This is a genomic window from Flavobacterium aerium (assembly GCF_030766725.1).
In the GTDB taxonomy this organism is placed as follows: domain Bacteria; phylum Bacteroidota; class Bacteroidia; order Flavobacteriales; family Flavobacteriaceae; genus Flavobacterium; species Flavobacterium aerium.
Map to the genome: position 1 here is coordinate 110,235 of NZ_JARQWR010000013.1, position 24,473 is coordinate 134,707.

The window sequence follows — 24,473 nt, forward strand, 5'->3', positions numbered from 1 at the left end:
TTATAAAAATCTTATGCTACGTTTTTCTCTTTCATTACTTTATTTAACCAGCCTAGCATTAGGAACATCATTATTGCTGCTGTCATCACTAAACCAAAGTTCAAATAAAAGAAATTTTGTTTTTGGTCCATATCTTCCCAAAGACTAGACAATACTCCTGATAGTTTATTACCTACAGAAATCGCTAGGAAGAAACCACCCATCATTAATGCTGTAATCCTTGGCGGACTTAATTTTGACACTAATGATAATCCCATAGGGGACAAACAAAGCTCTCCAAGGGTAATTACTCCATATGAAGCGATTAACCACCAGCTGCTTGCTTTTGATTCTAAATTATTGGTTGCCATTACTGCTCCTACCATCACTAATGCTGATAATGCTGTAATTACCAAACCTATTGCAATCTTCGTAGGTGTAGTTGGTTCTTTTTTTCTTTTTCTCAAAAGACCCCATACTCCTACTAAAATTGGTGTTAACAATACTACCCAGAATGGATTGATGGATTGGTATAATTCTGTAGAATATAATTTTAAATCTTTTCCTTTTTCAGGTATGTCAGAGGCAGGAAGTGTTGAAAAATATTTCCTTGATGCTTCTAACTGTCCTACTCCTTTTGAAAATTCTTTCTTTGCATCACCTTCTGCTTTTGTTGCTTGTGGCATTGCATTTTCCTGAGCTCTAAGTTCCTCAATTTTCGCTTTAAATCCAGCATCGTCTAATGACACAATATCATTATTAACGACTGATTGTGTCATATTGATTTTATCGGCAACTACTGCTACTGCATCGGGCATTTTTCTATCAGTATGATCTTCTGCCCAAACCGTTAATGCATCTCCATTTTGGTGGAAAATAGCAAAGAATAAAATCACACAAGTAAATACAGCCAATAAAGCTTTGATAGGTCTTCTTTCTTCTAATGGTGATTTTACAGCCAAGTAAACAAAGAATAAAATGATTGGTAAACAACCAAATAAGAAAGCATCATTTGTATCTGATCCAAAGATGTTACCTCCTGGATTTTCTGCACTGGTTACTCCACTAATGAAATAACCTAATGCTCCAAAAATGAACATTGGAAATACTGTTAATCCTAAAATTTTCATTGTAGACATATCTCCTGCTTGAACGGGTTTGATAACATCTACATGTTTAATATGTTTTGTTCCGATTAAAAAAATCACCACACCGATTAACATTCCTACACCTGCAGCTGCGAACGCATATCCCCAACCGTAGTTTATTCTCATATAGGCCGCCACGAAGTTACAAATGAATGCTCCTGTGTTGATTCCCATATAAAAGATGTTATATCCTGAATCTTTTTTATCTTTTAATTCGTCATTGTTATATAAATTACCAACTAATGTAGAAATATTTGGTTTGAAGAAACCATTTCCTAAGATGATAAACAATAAGGCTACATAAAATGTTGTAGTACTGTGAATCGACAAAAGGAAATATCCGGTTGCCATTAATAATCCACCAAAAACAATTGATTTTCTGTATCCTAAAATTCTATCGGCAATCAATCCACCAATAAATGGAGTTAAATAAACAAGTCCCAAATACGTTCCGTATATATCTGATTTTTTGGCAGCATCAAATCCCATACCACCATTATTCCAGCCGTCAATCATGTAAAGAGAGAATATCCCTAACATTAAATAATAGCCGAACCTTTCCCACATTTCTGTTCCAAAAAGAAACCATAATCCCTTAGGATGTGACTGTTTAATTGTTTTTTCCATTTATAGTAGTTTTAGTTATTATCGAACGCCGTGCATTAATTTCTTAATAATCGGTGTAAACGCAATTGCAATCACACCTACTACTACTGCAATTACAGTAATAATCAAGAAGAAAAAACTAATACCTCTTTCTTCTGCAATTTTATCTGAGCTTTCTCCCATCATACCGGCTACTTTATTTGCAATTGCAATGGCCAAGTACCAAACTCCAAACATGAAAGCAATCATTCTTCCTGGAACCAACTTACTTACATAAGATAATCCTACTGGAGAAATACAAAGTTCTGCCATTGTATTGAAAAGGTAAACTAAAATCAACCAGATCATACTCACTGAAGCTACTTTTGCTCCTGGAGCAATATCTCTAGCCCCAAATACAAGGATTGCCATAGATACACCTAGTAAAATCATACCGATACCAAACTTTACATTGGCTGCGGGATTGTACTTACTTTCCCACCATTTGGAGAACATTGGCGCTAATGTAATGATAAATAATGAATTCAATACACTGAACCAAGATGCTGGAACTTCTGTTGTTTCGCTTTTAAAATCATTGGCAAGCATCCAAATTGCAATTATCCAAACAATAACAAAACTGCATCCTAGAATAATATTTGCTAAAGCATATTTCTTAAAAGTTTGTTTGAACAACTTCAATAATACCCATGTAATTAAACCTAAAGGAATAATCGTAATTAATGAATTTACTACTTTATAAATCATTCCTGCATTGCCTTCCAATACACGATTTGTATAGTCTTTCGCAAAAATGGTTAGTGTTCCAGGTGATTGTTCAAAAATTGCAAAAAACACAAACGTAAAGAATGCAAAGAAAGTCACTGCATATAATTTCTCTCTCGTGATTTTTGAATATTGTGTTAATCTATAGAATAATAAGAATAGGAATAATACTAAGGCAAATAAGATCGTAAGATCTGTTCCTGCCATATTCCCAATACTAAAGTTTAAGAAGTTTACTTTGCCTAATGAAATTTTGGCAATTGGATCATTAATAACCCATATTAAACCTAGTAAAGAAGAAACTCCAATAATAACTAATTGCCACATTGGAAAAGGAACTCTTTTGTCTGTGTCATCTTCTGCGATAACTACATCTTTACTCTTGATTGGTTTTAATCCAATATCACCAAATATATTTTGTGACAACCAGAATTGTAATAATCCGAAAAGCATGAAGATTCCTGCTAAACCGAATCCGATACTCCATCCTACTTTTTCTCCTAAATAACCACATAGTAAAATTCCGAAGAAAGCTCCAGCATTTACACCCATGTAGAAGATTGTGTAAGCACCATCTTTTTTCTCAGGAAAATCCTTGTACATATGCGAGATAATCGAAGTCATATTTGGCTTGAAGAAACCTGTACCAAACACTAATAAAGTTAATCCTGTATAGATGAAAAATGGTGTTTCGATTGCCATTGCTCCATGTCCTAATGTCATTAAAAATGCACCAAGAATTACAGCCCATCTAAATCCAATTACTTTGTCTGCAAAATAGCCTCCAAGCATTGTAGAAAGATATACTAAAGAAGTATAAGAACCGAACAATGCCATTGCATGTTCTCTAGGCCAACCCCAACCTGGGTGATCTCCCAATACAGAAGCTGTAAAGAACATTACTAATAAGGCACGCATTCCATAGTATGAAAAACGTTCCCACATCTCGGTAAAAAACAACACAAACAATCCTGCTGGATGGCCTAATACATTGGTTTTAAAAAAATCATTATTCGATTGAACAGACATATTTATTTATTTATAGAAACTTATATTATTACTTATTTTACTTCTTGCATTAATTTTCTAATCAGTGGAGACACCACAATCAATAGAAGACCTGCAACTAATGCATATATCGCTAATTGGTAATATCCTTCAGTGTAAGATTGCAACTTTGTCATTAAATTCACATTTACTTCTTTACTTGACATCTCTGCACCTAACTTACCAGCTGCAAATTGTCCAAATGCACTTGCCAGGAACCAAAGTCCCATCATCATACCGAATAATCTTTTCGGTGATAACTTTGTAATAATTGACATTCCAATAGGCCCTAAACATAATTCCCCTAAGGTCATTACTAAATAGGCTAATGTGAATACATTTAAAGAAGTCAATCCTTCTACATCTGCAAAGAAACGTGTGGAGTAGAATAGGTAGAACGCTGCCGCTAGTAATAAAAATCCGACACCGAATTTAATTACTGTATTAGGCTCAATTTTTCTCTTGTACATCATTAACCATAGAATTCCAATTAATGGACTGAAGATAATTACAAATAATGAGTTCACACTATTGTTCACTACGTTTGGATCTATAGAGAAGAACAATAAGTCATGGTGGAAGTTATCTTTTGCAAATAAGGATAATGATCCTCCAGATTGCTCATAAATTGCATTAAATAAAAAGTAAAAGAAGATAAAAATAAACGCTGCAATTAATTTGTATTGTAATTTTCGTTCTCCTAATTTAAATGTTTCATAAAGGAAATAAGCAACTGCTACTACCCCAATGGTGTACATGAAATTATCGGTATATTTTGTGTTTTTTACCATGATAAAGATGAATGGAATACAAAGTAATGAACCTACATATACTGCAATCTCACGTATTTTTCTTTTCCCTGCATCTAAATCCAATAATGGAGAATCTCCAATAGGCCCTAAATGTTTTTTAGTCATTAAGAAAGTAATCAATCCTAATACCATTACAAATGCTGCTGCAAGGAAGCATAATTGCCATGAGTGGTATTTTCCTAAATAAATACAGATTGCTCCTCCTAACAGACCACCAATATTGATCCCTGCATAGAATAAGCCATATCCTGCATCTCTCCTACCATCTTCTTCTTTGTATAGTTCACCTACCATTGAAGAAACATTAGGTTTAAAGAAACCTGTTCCGATAATCGATAGTGTTATTCCTACATAGAATAATTCTTGTGGTGAAAAGGCAATGATTAAATTTCCTAAAATCATCACTAGCCCTCCAAAGAACAATGATTTTTTAAATCCTAGAATTTTATCGGCAAAAATACCTCCAATAAAAGTGAAAGCATATACGAACGCTTGAATTGCTCCGTATTGTAAGTTTGAGTCATGATCTGATAACCCTAATTGTTGTACCATGAAAAAAGCTAGTACACCTCGCATTCCGTAAAAACAGAACCGCTCCCACATTTCCGTTAAAAACAAATACCATAATTGTTTTGGATATTTCCCTTCAAAATTCTGAATTTCGTCTAACGTAGGCTGGATAAATTCGCTTTTAGCTGTGCTCATTATAATTTCTCTAAAATAAAGTTAGTCATTTTTGTGTACAATTGTACTCTGGTCTTCCCACCATAAATCCCGTGATTTTTATCTGGATAAATCTGAGAATCGAATTGTTTGTTCGCCTGAATCAAAGATTCCATCATCTGCATTGTATTTTGTACGTGCACATTATCATCGGCAGAACCATGAATTAATAGGTAAGAACCTTTTAATTTTGAAGTATGATTAATTGGTGAGTTTTCATCATATCCTGTTGGATTCTCTTGTGGCGTTTGCATATAACGCTCTGTGTAAACTGAATCGTAAAAACGCCAGTTTGTTACCGGAGCAACTGCAATTGCCATTTTGAATACATCATTTCCTTTTAAAATACAGTTTGAAGACATGAAACCACCATAGCTCCATCCCCAGATACCGATTCTTGCTGCATCTATATAATTGTATTTACCAAGTACTTTTGCTGCATCTATTTGATCTTCTACTTCGTATTTCCCTAATTCTTTATAGGTAACTTTTTTGAAATCTGCTCCTTTATAACCTGTTCCTCTACCGTCTACACAAACCACAATATAACCTTGTTGTGCTAACATCATGAACCAATAATCATTGGTAGAATGCCATGTATTCTCTACTTGTTGTGAACCTGGTCCACTGTATTGATACATGAAAACTGGATATTTTTTATTTGGATTAAAATCTTTAGGTTTAATCATCCACATGTTTAATTCATTCCCTTTGTCTGTTTTTAAAACAGAGAATTCTTTTTGTGGTAAATTGTATTCTTTTGTTTTTTCTAACAACGCATCATTCGTAAGAATTGACTGCACTTGTTTTCCATCTTTTGCATCATTCAATGTGTATTGAGGCGGAGTTGTTGCACTTGCAAAAGAGTTGATGTAGTAATTGTAATTTGGACTAAATGTTGCTTTATTTACTCCCGCAGATTTAGATAATCTTGTTTTATTTTTTCCATTCAATTTAATGCTGTAAACATCTCTATTGATTGATCCATTTTCAACCGATTGATAAAAAACAGTTTTTGTTTTTTCTTCTAAACCATAATAGGCTGTAACTTCCCATTTACCTGTTGTTACTTGGTTTATTAGCTTTCCTGATTTATCATAGTAATAGATATGATTGAATCCATCTTTCTCACTTGTCCAAATGAAACTGTTATCATTTAAAAATGTTAGATTATCGTGTATATCAATATAGGCTTTATCTTTTTCATTTAAGATTACTTTTGCAACGCCCGTTGTTCCATTTACAAACAATAAATCTAAATTATTTTGGTGTCTATTGATTACTTGAACACTTAATTGCTCTGCATCATTTGTCCATTTAATTCTAGGAATATAAAAATCATTATAATTCCCTAAGCTAACTGTTTTTGTAGCATTACTCTTAAGATCGTACAGTTGTAAACTCACTTTAGAGTTCTTTTCTCCTGCTTTAGGATATTTAAAAACATCTTGTGTTGGATATAAATTTTTTCCGAAAATATCCATTGAAAACTCTGGAACTTCACTTTCGTCAAACTTAATATAGGCAATTGTAGTTCCTGATTTATTCCAGTCAAAAGCTCTTACAAATGCAAATTCTTCTTCATATACCCAGTCCGTAATACCATTAATGATACTATTTTTCTTTCCATCACTGGTAATTTGAGTATTTTTTTGAGTAGCTAAATTGTATACAAACAAATTATTATCCTTTGCATAGGCAATATTTAAACCATCCGGAGAAAATGTTGGTTCTTGCACTTTATAATCAAAAAGTTTGGTAAGTTTTTTGCTAGCGATATCGTATAGGTAGTAATCGGCAACGAAGGAATGGCGGAAAATTTGGTCAGAATTGCAGGCCAATAAAATTTTCTTTTCATCTGCACTGAAAGTGTAACTCATGATCATTGGTAAATCCTTCTGATCTTTAGTGTCAATTAATGTGCTTACTTTTTTGAGCGTAGCAAAATCATAAAGGTCGATTTGCATACTTCTTGAAGCGCGGTCAAAATTTAGAACTGTGTATTGATTGGTATTTTTCAAAGACTGAAGTTCATCCATTCCACTCGTTCGGAATGCTCCTCCAAATACTCCTTCTACAGTAATTTTTTGTTGTCCGAAAACGGACATGCAAAGCAATAATAGTATTGCTGTGATTTTACTTGAATATCTCATTTTAATAAATTGATAAAAAACTGTCAATTTTAGTGAAAATTTTACAATTAGCGGTACTTTTTTGTGTTAAATGACACTCATAGAATTTCTGCTAACCCTCTAATTTCAATAAAATTACATTAAATTGAGACTTTAAAAAGTATTCTCTCCAAAAAATATTTTTTTAACCTACTGAAAATGAGTAAAAAATAACTCAATTCATTGGTCAAATCCCGAAAAACCAAGAACTACGCGTCTATTTTAATTATTTATCAACATTGAATAATTATTCCCTAAAAATACCTCCTCAAAAGTTTATTTCTTCAATAAATTCTTTCAAATAATAACGAATCCAATAAATTCCAAGAGCTTTTTTATCGAAAAATGTAACTTTCATTAACCAACTATTGATTAAAAAATGCAAACTGAATATTAAGAGTCATCTAAAAATTCAGCTTTTATATCAATAAAAAGTAGTCCTATTTTCTATAAACTACGACACTCAAACGACATAAATAATATTCCAATTACTTTATTATTTTACAATTACTTTTTGATAATAAATACTTCTTTTTTGTCCCATAACCTGGGCTTTTATATAATAGTCTCCTTTAGGAAGTTTAATATGAATTTTATCTTGATTAGGAATAAGCAATTCATTTAAAAAAGGAATTATTTGACTTCGCAAAACATCTATATTTTCAAAAAACACTTTTATTTGATTTTCTTTTTGGGCATCATAAACAGACACAATTATTTTTTGATTTTGATATAATTTAAACTTTTCATCTATTATTTCTACGTCAATCAATAGCTCTTCAGGATAAATTATAGATAAATCTGTCTGTATATTATTAACTATAAAATAATCTGCTTTTGATTTTTGCCTTATAGCATTTGGCAAGTCTTCTTTACGAATTAATCCTATCTCTTTATCATAATCTGCCACTATTTTACCTTGATCTATAACAATTGGAATAATCCCAAATTTTCTTTTTAACTCTGATACTAAATCAACCATATTATTTTTTTCAAAAGTATCATAACCCACATATACAAAAAATTTAGCCTCAGGGTTCTTTACTAAAATTTGATTTATATTCTCAACTTGTTCAGTTACTCCACCTTGCTTTATATCTGAATTTTCAGTCCCTATTAATGTAAATTCTAATTTTTTTACTTTGTCAATAAAATGTTTAAAATAAGATGACCCAAAAAAGACTGATTTAAAATCATTCGGTCTATGAACCCAAAAACTCAAGGTATCTTTATTTTCAATGAATGCAGGTATAGAAATATACTTTACTCCATTTTTTTTTAAACCGTCTAGTAATTTAAACGCAAAAACCCTGTGTTTGGGATAACGAAAATCTTCATTTAAAACAATAACTTGATTTTTATTAGCTAATAAACCTATAGTATCTAAAATATTCTTGTCTATAATTATTTTATCGTTTTGGACTAATTCATTAACAATTAAATTATTTTTTCTTTTTAAATTAATTTCATGTTTTTTAATTAATGAATCATATTTAGAATCATTTAATATTAAAGAATGTGCTGCAATTAAAAAACCCTTTTGTAGACTGTCATCTTTTATCATTTTAAACAATGGGTTTGTTTTTAACTTATAAATTAAAAGTAAGTCATTGTCCATAACATAATTATAGTATACATTATCAAATTGTAATCTCTGATCTAAAGAATCAATACTCACTCTATTCAGTATTTCAAAAGCCTTTATTGTATTATATGAATTCTTACAAATCAATGAGACTTTTGTTCTTCCTCTTTGTTTTTCTGTCCATGAATAATCCCTAATGGAATCCTGTATTACAATTCGATCATAAGATAACGAATCTTTCATTTCTTCATAAAAAAAGAAAAAATCAACATTTGGAACCCATGCATTTGCATAAATAAAAAGACGGTTTAAATTTGGATGAGGAATCCCTTTAAGATTCTTTTTAAGATGTTTCTTTTTAAATATTGTTAAGTCAAAAAAATCTATTGCTCCATGAAAATTCACTCCAACCTTAATACTATCATTATAATAAAAATTTCTATTATAGTATTCCCGTTTTACAACATCTTGTTTAATTACTCCACAAGAATACAATGTGAATATAAATACTAAAGAAGCTAGTGTATATTTTAAATTCATGGTTTTACTACAATTTCACCATTAAATAAATCTACTCCAGTCGCTGTTGTTATATTAATATGATAACCTCCTATTGGTAATTTTAATTTTAAGACACCATGATCACACCTATCTAAACGTTTTAAAATAGGTATAGTAAACCCTTGAATGGCTTTATATTCCTCTAAATCATATACACTAATTAATAAATCAACATTATTATACTTCTGAAATTTCTTATCTTTAATAATTACATCTTTAAATATTTCATCTGGATATATTGTTTTTAAATCTGTTTTTATATTATTGATTAAATAATAATCTGATGTCGTTTTTCTTCGTTCTTCTTCGTTTAAATCTTCCTTTGAAATTAATGTTAATTCTGATTTTGTATCTGTAAACAATAAAGTCTGATTAATTGTAAATGGCTCAATTCCTGACAATTCTTTTAAATAAGTAGCCATCATTTTTCTGCGTCCCTCCTTTTGTGTTTTCTCTAAATGGGCATGACCGACATACATAAATATTTTAGCTATTGAATCTTCTTCTAATATTTTCATAATATTTTTGGCCTGTCCCAATTCTCTTTCAATCCCCTTATCAAGATTTTCATGTCCTAAAATAATGAAACCCATCTTTTTTGCCTTTCGAATAAAATATGCAAAATAAGGATCTGTCACATAAAATCCAGACTTATAACTTGGGAAATATTTTGAATCTTCAACAGCTGCAAAATCTTCTAAACTAATGTATTTAAACCCATTATCTTTGAGTACATTTAATAACTGAGCTGCAAAAATCCTATGCTTAGGATAATAATGATCTTCATTCAAAATAAACAGTTGATTATTATTTGTCAGTTTTTTTATTTTATTAAAAACTTCCTCATTAATTATTGTTTTTCTTTCTTTTCCAAGTTTTTCAATTATAGGTTTATAAAATATTTTTCTCTTCTTTTCATAATCCTCTATTAGTGAGTCATATTCAATATTATTACTTGAAATAAATGATTGGGCTGTCATAATAAATCCTTTAGCAGAATTCTCATAGCCTTTAACCTTTTGAAGTGGATTCTTTTTTAATTTATCAATTAAAACTAATCCATTCCCCTTACGATAGTTATTCAATATTTTCACATAAGATAAATTCACTTTATCAATAGAATCAATACTTATTTTTTTTACAATGGAATCTCCAAGTGCTATAGATTTTGGGTTTCTATTGACTATAAATATAAGTTTCGTGTTTCCTTTCTGTTTTTCGAATTGTGCATACTGGTGAACTGAATCTGTTTTTACTATCCGCTTATAAACTAATGAATCTTTTGTTATTTCATAAAACAAAAATGTAGAATACGAATTATCGGAAGAAACTCCATAAACCAACAATTGATTTAAATCTGGATGAGTAATTCCCTTTAATTCTTTTTTTAGTTGTCTTTTTCCTACCTGATTTAAATTTACAAAATTGATAGCTTGAGGAAAATCTACTCCTATTTTTAGACTATCATTATAATAATAATTCTTATTGTAAAAGTCATATTCTACCATACTCGGTTTGATTGTTGAGCATGAACAATTTAAAATCATTAATATTAAAACAATTGACTGGTTTAGATTTACTTTAATTCCATTCATTCGTATAAGGATTATAAGCACATTTTGTTTTATGAAAATATAATGTATCATTCTTTTTCTCTGGAATCCTTCGATCTGGACAGATGTATCTAAATTCACAATCTCTGCATATCTCTATTTGATCTTTTGTGACACTCCAAATTTCTAAAAAATCACTTTGAGAGATTATCAATTCTAAATTCTTGAATTTAATATTCCCAAAACTATTCCCTAAGTTATTATACTTAACATTCCCTTCATTATCAATATATACCCTTCTATTTAAAAACAAATTACAGGTAAGTGACTCCACATAAGCCAGTGTATTAATAATAAAATCATTTTTACTTTCTATTTTTTTATTTAGTATTTCTGTGAAACAATTCTCTATTTGTATAATTCGAGGTGAACATACATCATCTCTTCCTTTTGTAAAAGGAGCATTGTAAAAAACAATTTCACATAATCTACCATAAGGCCTCAGTAGATCATTAATAGTTGAACTCAAATTTTCATTATATAAAATAAATAAAAAAATATTTTGGATTTTAGATTTATTTAATAAAACTAACACTTCCACAACATACTCTACAATATCATTTTCTAGTATTAGGATAAGACTTTTACATCCTGAATTTTCCAACTGCTCATGAATAAATCGTTTTTTAAAAAGCTGTAAATTGCTAATTTCCAAAGTAATAATATCTACATAAAAAGGAACGTTAAAATCCATCTCTATTTTTTGGAAAACATGCTCATCCGAACAAGTAAAAATCAATTCGTGTTTTAAAAGATAATGAGCATATTTTTTAAATGTTTCTTTTTCATCATTAAAATCTTCAAAAAATGTAATCATACATTTTTCGGAATACTCTTGTAATATATCAATTATACTATTTGGGAATATATATATTTCTTCTCTTTGTAAATCCAATATAACTCCTCTTTTTACTCCTTTAGTAGGAATACAACATTCAAATAGTTTTACTTTTTTCTCTTTCATTCTTACTTTATGAAAAATTAATATACTATTTTATAATAATCATAACAACGCATCATTTTAGTCTGATAAAAATCCGATATAACATAAATCACTTTAGACTTCTTGGATTGGACTTCATCTCTAAATTCTTCATTTTCATATTCCGCATAATGTATTATTACTGGGAGTAAATCGATTAAACTACTTTCCAACCCATCTATTATTTTTATTTTCATCTATAGTTTTATCAAATAATCTGCAACTTTTTGATGCAAATTATAATTACATGGAAAACTAGCCATTCCAAATTGACCTGCAGGATTTACTTCTAAAAAATAATAACATCCTTCTTTTTTTGATTTAACTAAATCAATTGAACCCGTATTTAATCTTAAATTTCTCATTAATAAATCAATTTTTAGTTCGATTTCTTTTGGTAATTTATAAGGAACAAAACGTGTTAGTTTCCTAAAATCAACTAATCTAAAATCAACTTGTGTTTTTGGATTTGATTGCGAAAAAATTGCCATTGAATAACACTTCCCATCTAAATAAAAAACCCTCAACTCATATTCTTTATCAATATATCCTTGAAATAAAGACGGTGAAAAACTTTCTCCAATATTAACAACATCTTCAATTTTATAGGTTCGGAAGAAATAACTTTTATCATTCCAAAAAATCTTAGCTGATGAACCTATTGATTTTGTTATTATTGATTTATCATTTTCATAAAAGAATGAAATCAATTCTTCTTTTGATGTTGTTATAATTGTGTTAGGAATATTTAACCCGACATAACTTGCTCTTCTTAAGACTTCTAATTTTGTTGGCATATTTCCTTTCTTATAAAGCCATTTTCTATCTGATAAGACTTCAAATAAAATTTCTCTTAAACGACTTAATTCTGAATATAGATACCTAGTTATATCACTATTTCTATTTAATTTTAGTTCATGATTTTTTAAAAATCCAAATTTTCTAAACCAAACAACTTTAATTTCTTTTATGTAAACAATTTTACCTTCTCTCTTCAGATATATTTTATCTTCATCGATTCCATCATAAAAAACAGAACAATCTCCTTCCATTAATTCGTCATCATTCAATCTGAAGAATTCTTTTTTATAAAACCTAAGCCATTCAACTACACACAATGTATCATAATCTGTAGAAGTACTTAAAATTAATATCATATCAATAAATAACAGCAGGTATAATTTATTTTACACCTGCTATTAAACTTTATTTATGAAGCCCATTCATCATCTTCATCTGTATGGACATCTGGCTCGCCACCTTGTGGATCCATACTTATTGTCATTGAATCAGTTGCTCTTAATCTATCTCCGCGCTGACCACCATAAATAGAACTGATGTTTACTTTTTCACAATTAAAATCTTCAAGTTTTTTCATTACATTATAAATTAAATTAGTAAATAAATTAATACCCCAATTACTCTGCTCGAACAACTACGTGCACTTAGCCTATCTAACTTGCAATTTTGTATTTCACTAATTTACAGCATCTATACCATTTCGTTTTATGGCATTTCCACACTTTTCAGTATGGTTTTTATGTTAAAACTTTATGGTTTAAAGTATACCCAATCGGGTTGCTTCGGTAATCAGGTCTTTATCTTTGCGACTCTCAACATTTAAATCAATTTTCAATCGTTGTTTTCTTTTTTCAATCGCACTTTTAGATAGTGGGATATAATTTTTTAAATCTATTGTTTTAATACCTTCGGAGAGCCGTAATAAAATGAGTTTGTCATATTCATCCAATTGAATATTCTTCATTTTAAATTCATGTAGAGATTGAATTATTGTAGTGCTAATATGTGAATTACCCGCAATAATATTTTTATAGACAAAGATTGATTTTTCAAAATCCATATCTAATTTACTGAGTAAACCTTCAGGATTAATTGTTTTAAAAATTTGATTTAATCGATACGGTTGTTTGTTCTCTGTTAGAATCACAATCTTACAAGTGGGCTGGTGCTGACGAATCATTATTCCTAAATCTTCGCCCGAATACAAATCCTCATCTGCATGCATATTCAAATCCAAGCTTAAAATAGTCATATCAAATTGATACTCGATTATTTTCAAATGGGCCTGTTTACAATCACTGGCGGTATGAAAATTAATTTCATATTGTATAAAGTCTGTTGTGTCTAAAATATTTTTCAGCGCATAAACAATGTAGGGGTGTTTATCTACTAGTAGAATGTTTAATTTACAAGTCATATTTTAAATTTTATCGTATAGCTGAACTTGTGCAAATTCAGAAAATCAAAAATTATAACTGTAGGGAGTTAGGTAATTTAAGCAAAAAAAGTGAAGCAAAAAAATATCAAGTTCCGGAATTAACACTTTGTCTTTTGAAAGCTTTATCTTTGCAATATAAAATTGATGAAAATGACCCATGCCATAAAAGGTTTTTCGAAACTATCGAAAGAAGAGAAAATTAATTGGATTGCCAAAACCTACTTTTCAACTCCTTCCGAAGCAATTTCTATTATTAAAAAATACTGGAATAGTGATGCTTCTCTTCAAAAACTACATGATGATTTTATTGAAAACACAGTAACTAATTTCTACTTACCGTATGGTGTTGCTCCAAACTTTTTAGTGAATGGAGTCTATTATACTATCCCGATGGTCATTGAGGAAAGTTCAGTTGTAGCGGCGGCGGCTAATGCAGCTAAATTCTGGTCTACGCGTGGTGGATTTAAAGCTACTGTTCTAAATACAGAGAAAATTGGTCAGCTACATTTCATCTTTAATGGTAATCCTGAAAAACTGAAAATTTTCTTTGATAGTATTAAAAATAAATTATTTGCCGATACGGAAAGCATTACTAAGAATATGCAAAAACGTGGCGGTGGAATTTTAGATATTGTATTGCGTGATAAAACGGATTTAATCCCAGATTACTATCAATTGCATGCCACTTTTGAAACGAAAGATTCTATGGGTGCCAATTTCATTAATTCTTGTTTGGAGCAATTTGCTCAAACTTTAAAAAATGAAGCTGCTCGTTATGATGCATTTACCATTATAGAAAAAGACATTCAGGTTGTGATGAGCATTTTATCGAATTATGTTCCAAACTGTATTGTCCGTGCAGAAGTTTCTTGCCCTATTGCAGATTTAGATAAGGATTATGATACGGCTTATGCATTTGCAGAAAAATTTGTCCGTGCTGTACGTATTGCGGAAGTAGAGCCCTACAGAGCTGTAACCCATAACAAAGGAATAATGAATGGTGTCGATGCTGTAGTTTTAGCGCTTGGAAATGACTTTAGAGCTGTAGAGGCTGGCGTACATGCTTATGCTTCAAAAGATGGTCAATACACGAGTTTATCTCATGCCAAAATAGAAAATAATATTTTCACTTTCTGGTTGGATATTCCTTTGGCTTTAGGAACAGTAGGTGGATTGACGTCTTTACATCCTATGGTTAAACTTTCGTTGGAAATGCTAAATAAGCCTTCTGCTGCCGAAGTAATGAAAATTGTAGCAGTAGCCGGATTAGCACAAAACTTTGCAGCTTTGCGTTCTCTAACGACTACGGGAATACAGGAAGGGCACATGAAAATGCATCTTATGAATATTCTAAATCAACTGAATGCTACTGCTGAAGAAAAAATAAATGCCGTTGCCTATTTTAAGACCAACGTTACTTCGCATAGTGCTGTTGTGGATTTCATTGAGAATAACAGAAAAGTAAAACTTTAATTTTTCTAAAGTCACTAGAAAACTCTACTCTTTCACAGAGGAATTTTGATTGGACTTACAAACAAAGCGAATGAAGAAAACTTTTTATAGCAACGGAAAACTACTTATTACAGGTGAATATGTAGTACTTGATGGCGCGGAAGCTTTTGCTTTACCCACAAAATACGGGCAAAATTTAATCGTAGAAAAAGGTTCACACCACCAAATTCAATGGAAAAGTTTTGATCAGGATGGAACAATTTGGTTTGAGGATACCTTAAGCTATGAATCTATTCTTCATAAAGAAAAATCAGAGCATCCAATCAAGAATACACTTACGGAAATTTTATATGAAGCACAGCAGTTGAATCCAAAGTTCCTAACGGAGTCTGAGGGTTATACTATTACAACTGCATTGACTTTTCCAAAACAGTGGGGATTAGGCACTTCTTCTACATTGATTAATAATATCGGTGAGTGGCTTGAAATTGATGCTTTTCAACTACTGAATAATAGTTTTGGAGGTAGTGGTTATGATATTGCTTGTGCACAAACGGACGCTCCAATTTTATATCAGCTGATCAATGGATTACCACAGGTAAGTCCTTTGGTTTTCAATCCTAATTTTTCAGATCATATTTACTTCTTATACCTTAATCGCAAACAAAGCAGTAAGGCGGCTATAGCGGCTTATTATAATAAACAAAGCCGATTGGGCACTGCTGTAGAAGATATCAATAAAATCACCTCTAAAATCACTCAGGCGACTACCTTGGAAGAGTTTGCGCAGTTATTATACAAACATGAAGTGATTATGAGTAATCTTCTTGAAATGAATACCATCAAAGAAACCTTATTTCCAGACTTTACGGGCATAATAAAAAGCCTTGGTGCTTGGGGTGGGGATTTTGTTATGGTGGTTTCAAAAGAGAGTCCTGCTGATTATTTTATCAAAAAAGGATATCCCACTTTACTTTCCTTTAAAGAAATGATACTTTAAATCTTTTCTTTTTCTCTATAAAACAAAAAAGCATCTTGATTTCTCAAGATGCTTTTTTTATATGAAGTGCAATAGGGATTAGTATCCTAATTGTGCTCTGTTGTCTTTAATCTTAGCATTATCTTTCATTGCAGTCACTACTCTTGTAGTTACTGAAGCTTGATTTTGCGTTTTCATTCTGTTTACATAAGAAGCATAGTTGTTTAATTCTGGTGCTTTTGCAACGAATTTACCTCTTACTTTATATACTCCTAATTTACCTACGATTAAATCAGATGTTTTTCCAGCTTGTAATCCTAATGCAGCTCCTACTACTTCAGGCTCTGGTCCAATGTTTGGAAGTAATGGATTAACTGCTGTAAGTGCTTTTGCTTCTACAACTGCTGTTCCTGCATTTTTAGCTACTTCTTCTAATGTACCACCTTTCATTTTCGCTTTAATCATTTCTGCTTTCTTTTGGTTTTGCAAAATTGGCGTTACAATTGGTTTTGCAGCTTCTAATGACATTAAACCTGCTTCATTGATACTTTTCACTTTTACGATAACGTGTCCTGTAGGAATATCAAATTTCTTCACAGCACCTTTCTCAGTATCACCTAAGAATGCCCATCTTACAATAGCTCTTTGGTTTCCGATTCCTTGAACATTTTCATCAAAGGCTAAAACTCCATTTACTGGAACTACTGTTAATTTCATTTCTTTTGCTACAGCTCCGAAATCTTTTGCATTAGCATCCATTTCAAATTTACTAGCTTTAGTATAGATTTGATCGTTTGTTGCATCAGAAGATTCAATTCTTTGTGCTACTGTTGCTAAACGAACTGCTTCTTGTTTTTCTGTAATTTTGATTACGTGAAATCCGAAATCTGTTTCTACTAATCCAATTTTACCTACTGGGTTATTGAATACGAAATCATTGAATGGTTTCACCATCATGTTAGGACCAAAAGCTCCTAAATCTCCACCAGATTGTGCAGATGAATCATCAGAGTTTGATCTTGCTAATTCTTCAAAGCTTGCTGGATTAGCATTTACTTGTGCTAATAATTCTTCTGCTTTCGCTTTTGCTTCTTCTTTTGTTCTTGTAACCGCTGGGTTAGCTCTCATTGCTCCGCTATACGCTAAAAGAATATGACTTGCTTTTGCGTTAGCTCCAGCTTTTTTGTCCATCATTTTAGTTATACAGTAGTAATCTCCAAAAACGTATGGCCCGTAGATTTCACCTTTTGCTAAGTTGAAAATTTTATCAGCGTGTTCTGCTGGTAAATCTTTTTTAGCGACATAAGTACTATCGTATTTTATATCAGAATTTGTATTTACAAATTCTTCGATGTTTGTTGCATTTTTAAAACCTGGTAAAGTATCATTTTTACCTGTTGCAGCATTGTAAGAAACTCTTCCATTCAATAAAGAAGCTACTACAGTTTTCACTTCGTTCTCATCTTCTGTTGAAGGTTTAGATTCGATCAATACGTACTCTAAGTCACGAGATGCTTCTGCTTTGTATTTCTTTTCGTTTTTCTTCATGTATGAAGTAATATCACTATCAGAAATTTTCACTTGATCATCATTGATTGAAGCAAAAGGAACACTTACAAATTCGAAATCTGCTTTGTTGTTTTCCATTTGGTAGCTCAATTTAGCTTCGCTGTTTGTTGTAACGAAACCAGCTTTGATCATAGAGTAATACATTTCCTCTTTCGCCATTTCTTCAACTTGCTTTTCGAAAGCTAACCAACTTTTCCATTGTTCTGGGCTTGTATTTTTGATATTAGCAATGTATTCGTTGAATTTTGCTTTATCAAACATTTTAGCATCATTTAAGAACATTGGGTTTTGACCAAAGTTTGGATTTTCTTTCAACACATTGATTAATTGGTCTCTTCCAATTCTAAGACCTAATTTTTCGTATTGTGCTTCAAGCAAAACTCTTTTTACTTCTTGATCCCATACCCCATTAACAGCCTGCATAGGAGTTATACCTTGTGCATTCTTCTCTGCAGATTCTACTTTCATTCTAAATTCCTCAACCGGAATATCTTGTCCATTAATGCTTCCAATATTGTTAGAAACACGGTTAAGTCCTTTTGTAAATAGATCAGGTAGTAGAAATGCAAATAATGCAAGTGCAATAACTGCTATCATTAAAGCTGAACGTTGTCTAATTTTTGCTAAAACTGCCATTTTTATAGTTGTTAATTTTAAATTCAGTGGGCGAAAATACAATTATCTATTTAATAATAAAAGTAGTAAAGTTATATTTTCGTATAAATATGATTCTTTTCTTAAGAAATTTATTCTCTTATTGACATTTTGACTAATTCAATTTTTTTATTTGTTGCCGAATGTATAACAAAATGGAATGATCCAATCTGAATTGCGTCATTATTTTGTGGAATTTCTTTGGTCGAATTTACAATGAATCCGCCTAATGTAGTGTATGAATCACTTTCAGGGATATTCAGTTTGTATTCTTGATTAATATATTCTACATCTAATCGGGTTGAAAATAAATAACTTCCGTCTTCTAATTTTTCTTCTATTAATTCTTCTGCTAAATCGTGTTCATCTTCAATTTCTCCAAAAAGTTCTTCTACAATATCCTCAATAGTCACAATTCCAGACGTCCCTCCATATTCATCGAGTACAACTGCAATGCTTTTTCGCTTTTTACTCAACAAATTCATGATGTCTTTAATGAAAATTGTTTCTGGAACAAATTCCACCGGAATCATAATCGCTTTTATTGTTTTGGGTTTTTTGAATAATTCAAATGAGTGTACATATCCTACAATATCATCTAGTGAATTTTGGTAAACTAAAATCTTCGAATAACCCGTACTGATGAATAGTTCTTTTAACTCTTCTATTGTGTCGTGAATTTCTACCGCAGAAATTTCGGTACGTGGCACCATAATTTCACGGGCTTTTAATCCTGAAAATTCTAATGCATTTTGAAAAATCTGAATTTCCGAATCGACTATCTCATCACTTTCTCTACTGCTCATTTGTTCATTGATATAATCTCCTAACTCTCCTTTACTGAAGAATAGTTGTAACTGATCTCCTTCTGTTTTAAAGAAATACTTCAGAATTAAATCGGATACCCATATCACAAAAGAGGACACATAGTAAAACAACACATAAAACATATAGGCAGGCACAGCCAAGACCCGAATTAGCGTATTTGCATAGATCTGAAAAAATACTTTGGGTAAAAATTCTGCTGTGATTAAGATAATCATGGTAGAAATAAGGGTCTGAATCAATAATTCGCTCAATTCAGAAAAGTCATATGGAAGGGTTACGATCCATTCCATTAATAGATCACCCATAAAAAAACCATAGACGACTAATGCTATATTATTCCCTAATAACATTGCAGCAATGAACTTCGATGGTTTTTCGGTAAGTTTTGTTAGAATTGAAGAAAGGAATGTATTTTGTTTTTTTTCAATCCCTAAATACACCTTATTGGACGAGACAAAAGCAATCTCCATCCCTGAGAAAAAAGCAGATAATAAAAGCGTGATTATAATAATCGTCACTTGCATAGTTTACAGTTTCTTATTTTCATTTTCTTCCATCTTCTTTACGTATCGTCGTCTAAAAAGAAACATAAAGATCGCGACACCTGCCAACAAGAAACTTGGCCATGGACTGCTTGCTCCTGAAACTAGGTTCATTGATCCATCATAAATAAAAAGTGCGGCAACGATTAAGTAAAAGAAATAGATGTATTTATAAAATTTCATTTTTGTGTATTATATTATTATTTATTCTTCTGATTTTTCAATCTGACCTGAAAAAGTTTGTGTGTTAACGATAGAGAAATCTTTATTAAAATCGACTCCTTCTCCATATACCTCCCCTTTCTGACTGGTAAATTTAAACTTTTTTTCAGTAAAAAACCATTCATTTTTCTGATCGTAGTACAATTGTTCGGTTTCCATCTTATCTCCGTTTGGATTTGTGATTTTCACCTTTCCTCTTAAGTCGATAATATTAGATTTTGAATAGGTAATTGCATAATCTGATCGTACAAAGCTTTTTGCTGCTTTCACATCATATAGTGTAACATCTACTCCAACTGGAAATTCCGTAAAAGGGAAACTCGCATTGCTGTAATCTAACATCTTTTTACTCACCAGAATCGCTTTTATCTTTCCTGAATCAGTATACTTCAAGTTTACATTATCGGCTTCTCCAACGGGATTAAACTCCGTAGTATTAATATTTTGTACATCTTTGAAATTACTTTCGCATGCAAAAAACATTGTCACAGCAAACACTGTGACAATCTTTAAAAATATTTTATAAATCTTACTGTTCATCTTACAAATTCGGTACGGTGATCGATTCTCCTATCCAACATTTATAGGTAATTTGCTTCCCTTTCATTTTTGCTGCTTTCACTTCTCCTTTTGATGGTGCTCTTTGAGTATAGGTTTCTGCCAATTTTGCAGCAGCTACTTTTAGACTTGGCTCTACTTCTCCTGCTTTCAGTGCTGTTTTTGCTGCTAACCAGTTCACTGCTTTTTGCTCAAAGGCATTTTCTCCGCATTGTCCTGTGCTTTCTCCATACAATTGCGCCATGAACAAATAGGCTTTCCCCATCGCTGGATTAGCTTCTACTGCTTTTCTAGCATTGTTTCTAGCTTCTACTTTATTGTTACTTCCGTAAACGGTTGCTATCTTATAATAAAGTTGTGCTTTTTCTTTTGAATTGGTCTGTAGTGCTACTGATTCTTCAAAAGATTGAATTGCTTTTGTAGTATCTCTATTTTTCTCTGCAATTATTCCTCTGTAAAAAGCAATACTAGCCGATGGCTCTATAGTATATAATGCTTCTACTATTTTTGAGAATACTGGATCGGAAGTACATTTTTGCGCATCAAGGACTGCTGTCGCTCTTTTCAACCAAGATTTATTGGACGCATTCGCTTCAAAATTACTTTGATAGAATACAATCAACTCTTTGCAGGTTGTTACATTAGCCACATAAGCGTTCATATTATCCATTGCAATGGCTAACGATTGAACATTATCTTGTGCTGCTTTTAAATCTTCTTTTTCCTTATTTGATAAAGGTGTCGATTCTTTTTTCTTTAATAAGTCAGCAGAATGACTCATTGCTTTCTTTAATTCTTCTAATACTCTATCCGATACCTGATCGTAACGTACTAGAAAATCTTGCATTGAAATACCTTTTTTTCCAGTTTTATATTGATCATAAAACATCGAAAAATAAGCATCTAATCCGGCAGCATCAGTAAAATGAACTGGATCTTTCTGGAATGCTTTATCTAAGAAAGTATACACCACTGCTGCTGAATCTAATTTGTGATCATAATACAGCATGGCTTTTTTTACTTCATTTCCTTTGTCATTTTTCGGGAAGTTTTTATTGTATTCATCATACAATTTTGCTAAGTCTAGCACAACTGCATTCTTATCTTCTCCGTTATTTAAAACTTCTATTTTATCTTTAAAAAGTCTTTCACCATAAATGTATACTAATTCATTCACGGCTGGACAATTCTTACGTAACGCTTGTAGAGCCGTAAATGCCTCTTCATAATGTGTTGCGTTATATTGCTCTTCAAAAGACAAAAACTCTTTTTTACAGATAGCTTCTTTATCTTGTGCCTGAACAAACATTCCATTTAAGAAAATCAATAAAAAAAGAAGTTTTGTTTTCATCGTTGTGGTTTTTTATTAATCAAATTTAGATTTTCTGAACCAAAGATCACTTAGTGATAAACCTATAGATAGGTTGAAATAGTTTTCTTGAATAAGATTAGCACTTGTTGTACCTCTTTTTCCGTATTCTAATCCAATGTTAATGTTTGAAAAGTTTGATCCTACTGGTAGACCTACTCCTAGACTCATTCCCATATCATTAATACCTTGATTGTTAATTACCAATCCTGTATTTTCAAATTTGAAACCTCCTCTGTAAGTAACTCTACTTAGGTAACTTGTGTATGAAGCGTAATTTGGAATATAGTATCCTCCAAAGGCTACTTTTTTAGAATCTTCATAAGTTCCTTGCGTCATATCATCAAATCTATTCCCCATTTTACTGGTTTGTTCCAAAGTAATTTCTGTTCCAACAAACCATTTTCTTGCTGCTCCAATACCTGCTCCAAAAGCAACTTTACTTGGTATTTTTAAATCTGTATTTGCTACAGTGCGGTCTTTACTGGCATTCACAATTTCTGCTCCATTTGAATTGTATGAAATAGTAGCAATATTACTTGTGTTTTTTGATGTTAAAGTGCTTCCTGGCATGTAGCTTAAACTACCGTAGATATCTAATTTCTCATTAAGCTTTGTTTTATACATTGCTCCAAAGTTAAAACTTGCTCCACTTAAGTCTGATGTATTCAGCTCTCTTGATCCGTATTGTACTTGCGGTTTGAAAACTATATTTCTGGTTTCAATTTTACCAAAGTTATAGTTAATATCCAGACCAATACTCAATTTTGAAGTTACTTGGTACCCTAATCCAACAAATACTTTATTCATTCCACCTTCTCCAGTATAACGTTTATTATCACCACCGGTAGAAGAAATCGACTCAATTTTATATCCTACAGAAGAGTACGGTAATAATCCGAAAGCGGCACCAAATTTTCCCATTGGAAATGCTACAGCTAAGTAATCTAATGACGTTCTGTTTGCCGTTTCTTTACCTGTATTACTTTTCAAAGTAGTTGCATTATTCGTACCTGCAATTGCCATTGTAGTTCTTTTTAATGACGCATAAGATGCAGGGTTTTGTAAATTAATGTGGATACTATCTGATAATATTCCTAAACCTCCCATTGAACGGTTTTCAATCGTTCCTTTAAATTTAACATCTCCAATCCCATAAAAAGAATATGGCGAAGAAGTAGCTTCCTGTGCCACTGATACTAACGAAAAAAGCAAACAAATGCTCACTACAATTTTTTTAATCATTTTTGATTTTTATAATGAAAGGTTTGGTTCAAACTTTCGAGAAGAAAATTTGAATTGGCAAATATGGTATTTTTTAATCGTTTAGCCAAAAATTCTGTATCCCCTCCTGTTAAAATTACTGTTAAATCTAGAAATTTTTCTTTGTATTGCCCTATAAATCCGTCTATTTCATGAATCAGACCATTTACCACTCCTGAATGAATAGATTCGGCAGTAGAATCTCCTATAAATGATTTTGGAGCTTCCAAGCTTAATAACGGGAGTTTTGCGGTAAAATTATGCAATGCTTCATAGCGCAATCGGAATCCTGGAGAAATAGCTCCACCATAGTATTGATCGTGTTGATCAATAAAGTCATAAGTAATACAAGTACCGGCATCAATCACTAATCGATTTTGTTTTGGATATTGAAATACAGCTCCCGATGCCAAAACTAGACGGTCTACTCCTAAAGTTTGTGGTGTTGCATACTTATTTTTGAAAGGAAAAACATCTCGATTTGAAATTACATGGCAATTCAACTGATTTTTGAGGTACGAAAAATCATTTTCATCCAAAAAACCGACCGATGAAATCACCAAATCAGAAATTTTTTCATTTTTTTTTAAAATTTTTTCGAGCTCATTTTTGAGGTCTTTTTTTGAAAAAACAAACGCCTCTTTCAAGGTATCTTTCTCAAATACAGCACCTTTAATTCGGGTGTTCCCAACATCAATTACTAATTGCATAATAGAATATTTTGTGGGAGTAAAGATACGAATTGATTTTTTTTTAAAATTGTTTTGGATAACTTAAAAATAGCTCTATATTTGCACTCGCAATAA

18 protein-coding genes are annotated in these 24,473 nt (G+C 31.4%); 2 read left to right on the plus strand and 16 right to left on the minus strand.

Features of this window, described 5'->3' with window-relative positions; all coding sequences use genetic code 11:
- Positions 1 to 11: 11 nt before the first annotated feature.
- The 10 genes from P6733_RS16540 to P6733_RS16585 all read right to left on the minus strand — a co-directional run bounded on the left by P6733_RS16540 (position 12) and on the right by P6733_RS16585 (position 14,210).
- On the minus strand, positions 12 to 1,754 hold the full coding sequence (locus tag P6733_RS16540; RefSeq protein ID WP_306354063.1) for a peptide MFS transporter: 1,743 nt from the start codon (positions 1,752 to 1,754) through the stop codon (positions 12 to 14).
- 18 nt (positions 1,755 to 1,772) lie between these two features.
- On the minus strand, positions 1,773 to 3,527 hold the full coding sequence (locus P6733_RS16545; RefSeq protein WP_306354064.1) for a peptide MFS transporter: 1,755 nt from the start codon (positions 3,525 to 3,527) through the stop codon (positions 1,773 to 1,775).
- A gap of 32 nt (positions 3,528 to 3,559) precedes the next feature.
- Positions 3,560 to 5,062 carry a peptide MFS transporter gene (locus P6733_RS16550; RefSeq protein ID WP_306354065.1) on the minus strand — a complete coding sequence of 501 codons (1,503 nt, stop codon included), beginning with the start codon at positions 5,060 to 5,062 and terminating at the stop codon, positions 3,560 to 3,562.
- On the minus strand, positions 5,062 to 7,233 hold the full coding sequence (locus P6733_RS16555) for a S9 family peptidase (RefSeq protein WP_306354066.1): 2,172 nt from the start codon (positions 7,231 to 7,233) through the stop codon (positions 5,062 to 5,064). The genes P6733_RS16550 and P6733_RS16555 overlap by 1 nt, the downstream gene beginning before the upstream one ends.
- A 514-nt stretch (positions 7,234 to 7,747) precedes the next feature.
- On the minus strand, positions 7,748 to 9,376 hold the full coding sequence (locus tag P6733_RS16560) for a hypothetical protein (RefSeq protein ID WP_306354067.1): 1,629 nt from the start codon (positions 9,374 to 9,376) through the stop codon (positions 7,748 to 7,750).
- Positions 9,373 to 10,992: a hypothetical protein gene (locus P6733_RS16565; RefSeq protein WP_306354068.1), complete on the minus strand. Its 1,620-nt coding sequence runs from the start codon at positions 10,990 to 10,992 to the stop codon at positions 9,373 to 9,375. Before P6733_RS16565 ends, P6733_RS16560 begins: the two co-directional genes overlap by 4 nt.
- Positions 10,979 to 11,974, minus strand: a complete 996-nt coding sequence (gene gwsS, locus P6733_RS16570) for a grasp-with-spasm system SPASM domain peptide maturase (protein WP_306354069.1) — start codon at positions 11,972 to 11,974, stop codon at positions 10,979 to 10,981. The genes P6733_RS16565 and gwsS overlap by 14 nt, the downstream gene beginning before the upstream one ends.
- 215 nt (positions 11,975 to 12,189) lie before the next feature.
- The gene (gene gwsG, locus P6733_RS16575; RefSeq protein ID WP_306354070.1) at positions 12,190 to 13,149 is read right to left on the minus strand and encodes a grasp-with-spasm system ATP-grasp peptide maturase; all 960 of its coding nucleotides are present in this window, start codon (positions 13,147 to 13,149) and stop codon (positions 12,190 to 12,192) included.
- A gap of 53 nt (positions 13,150 to 13,202) precedes the next feature.
- Entirely contained in the window at positions 13,203 to 13,370 is a 168-nt protein-coding gene (locus P6733_RS16580) for a hypothetical protein (protein ID WP_306354071.1), read from the minus strand.
- Between the two features lie 180 nt (positions 13,371 to 13,550).
- Complete coding sequence (locus P6733_RS16585; RefSeq protein WP_306354072.1) at positions 13,551 to 14,210, minus strand: response regulator; 660 nt, start codon at positions 14,208 to 14,210, stop codon at positions 13,551 to 13,553.
- Between the two features lie 171 nt (positions 14,211 to 14,381).
- Between P6733_RS16585 and P6733_RS16590 the strand changes: the two genes are divergently transcribed.
- Both P6733_RS16590 and P6733_RS16595 read left to right on the plus strand, forming a co-directional pair.
- Positions 14,382 to 15,704 carry a hydroxymethylglutaryl-CoA reductase, degradative gene (locus P6733_RS16590; RefSeq protein ID WP_306354091.1) on the plus strand — a complete coding sequence of 441 codons (1,323 nt, stop codon included), beginning with the start codon at positions 14,382 to 14,384 and terminating at the stop codon, positions 15,702 to 15,704.
- 70 nt (positions 15,705 to 15,774) lie between these two features.
- Complete coding sequence (locus tag P6733_RS16595) at positions 15,775 to 16,683, plus strand: GYDIA family GHMP kinase (protein ID WP_306354073.1); 909 nt, start codon at positions 15,775 to 15,777, stop codon at positions 16,681 to 16,683.
- A gap of 78 nt (positions 16,684 to 16,761) precedes the next feature.
- Here P6733_RS16595 and P6733_RS16600 read toward each other — a convergent pair whose 3' ends face one another.
- The 6 genes from P6733_RS16600 to P6733_RS16625 all read right to left on the minus strand — a co-directional run bounded on the left by P6733_RS16600 (position 16,762) and on the right by P6733_RS16625 (position 24,377).
- Positions 16,762 to 18,867 carry a peptidylprolyl isomerase gene (locus P6733_RS16600; RefSeq protein WP_306354074.1) on the minus strand — a complete coding sequence of 702 codons (2,106 nt, stop codon included), beginning with the start codon at positions 18,865 to 18,867 and terminating at the stop codon, positions 16,762 to 16,764.
- Positions 18,868 to 18,977: 110 nt separating this feature from the next.
- Positions 18,978 to 20,237: a hemolysin family protein gene (locus tag P6733_RS16605; RefSeq protein ID WP_306354075.1), complete on the minus strand. Its 1,260-nt coding sequence runs from the start codon at positions 20,235 to 20,237 to the stop codon at positions 18,978 to 18,980.
- 222 nt (positions 20,238 to 20,459) lie between these two features.
- The gene (gene lptC / locus P6733_RS16610) at positions 20,460 to 21,017 is read right to left on the minus strand and encodes an LPS export ABC transporter periplasmic protein LptC (protein WP_306354076.1); all 558 of its coding nucleotides are present in this window, start codon (positions 21,015 to 21,017) and stop codon (positions 20,460 to 20,462) included.
- A gap of 1 nt (position 21,018) precedes the next feature.
- On the minus strand, positions 21,019 to 22,386 hold the full coding sequence (locus P6733_RS16615; RefSeq protein WP_306354077.1) for a tetratricopeptide repeat protein: 1,368 nt from the start codon (positions 22,384 to 22,386) through the stop codon (positions 21,019 to 21,021).
- 15 nt (positions 22,387 to 22,401) lie between these two features.
- On the minus strand, positions 22,402 to 23,649 hold the full coding sequence (locus tag P6733_RS16620; RefSeq protein WP_306354078.1) for a hypothetical protein: 1,248 nt from the start codon (positions 23,647 to 23,649) through the stop codon (positions 22,402 to 22,404).
- On the minus strand, positions 23,646 to 24,377 hold the full coding sequence (locus tag P6733_RS16625) for a type III pantothenate kinase (protein WP_306354079.1): 732 nt from the start codon (positions 24,375 to 24,377) through the stop codon (positions 23,646 to 23,648). The genes P6733_RS16620 and P6733_RS16625 overlap by 4 nt, the downstream gene beginning before the upstream one ends.
- Positions 24,378 to 24,473: the final 96 nt, after the last annotated feature.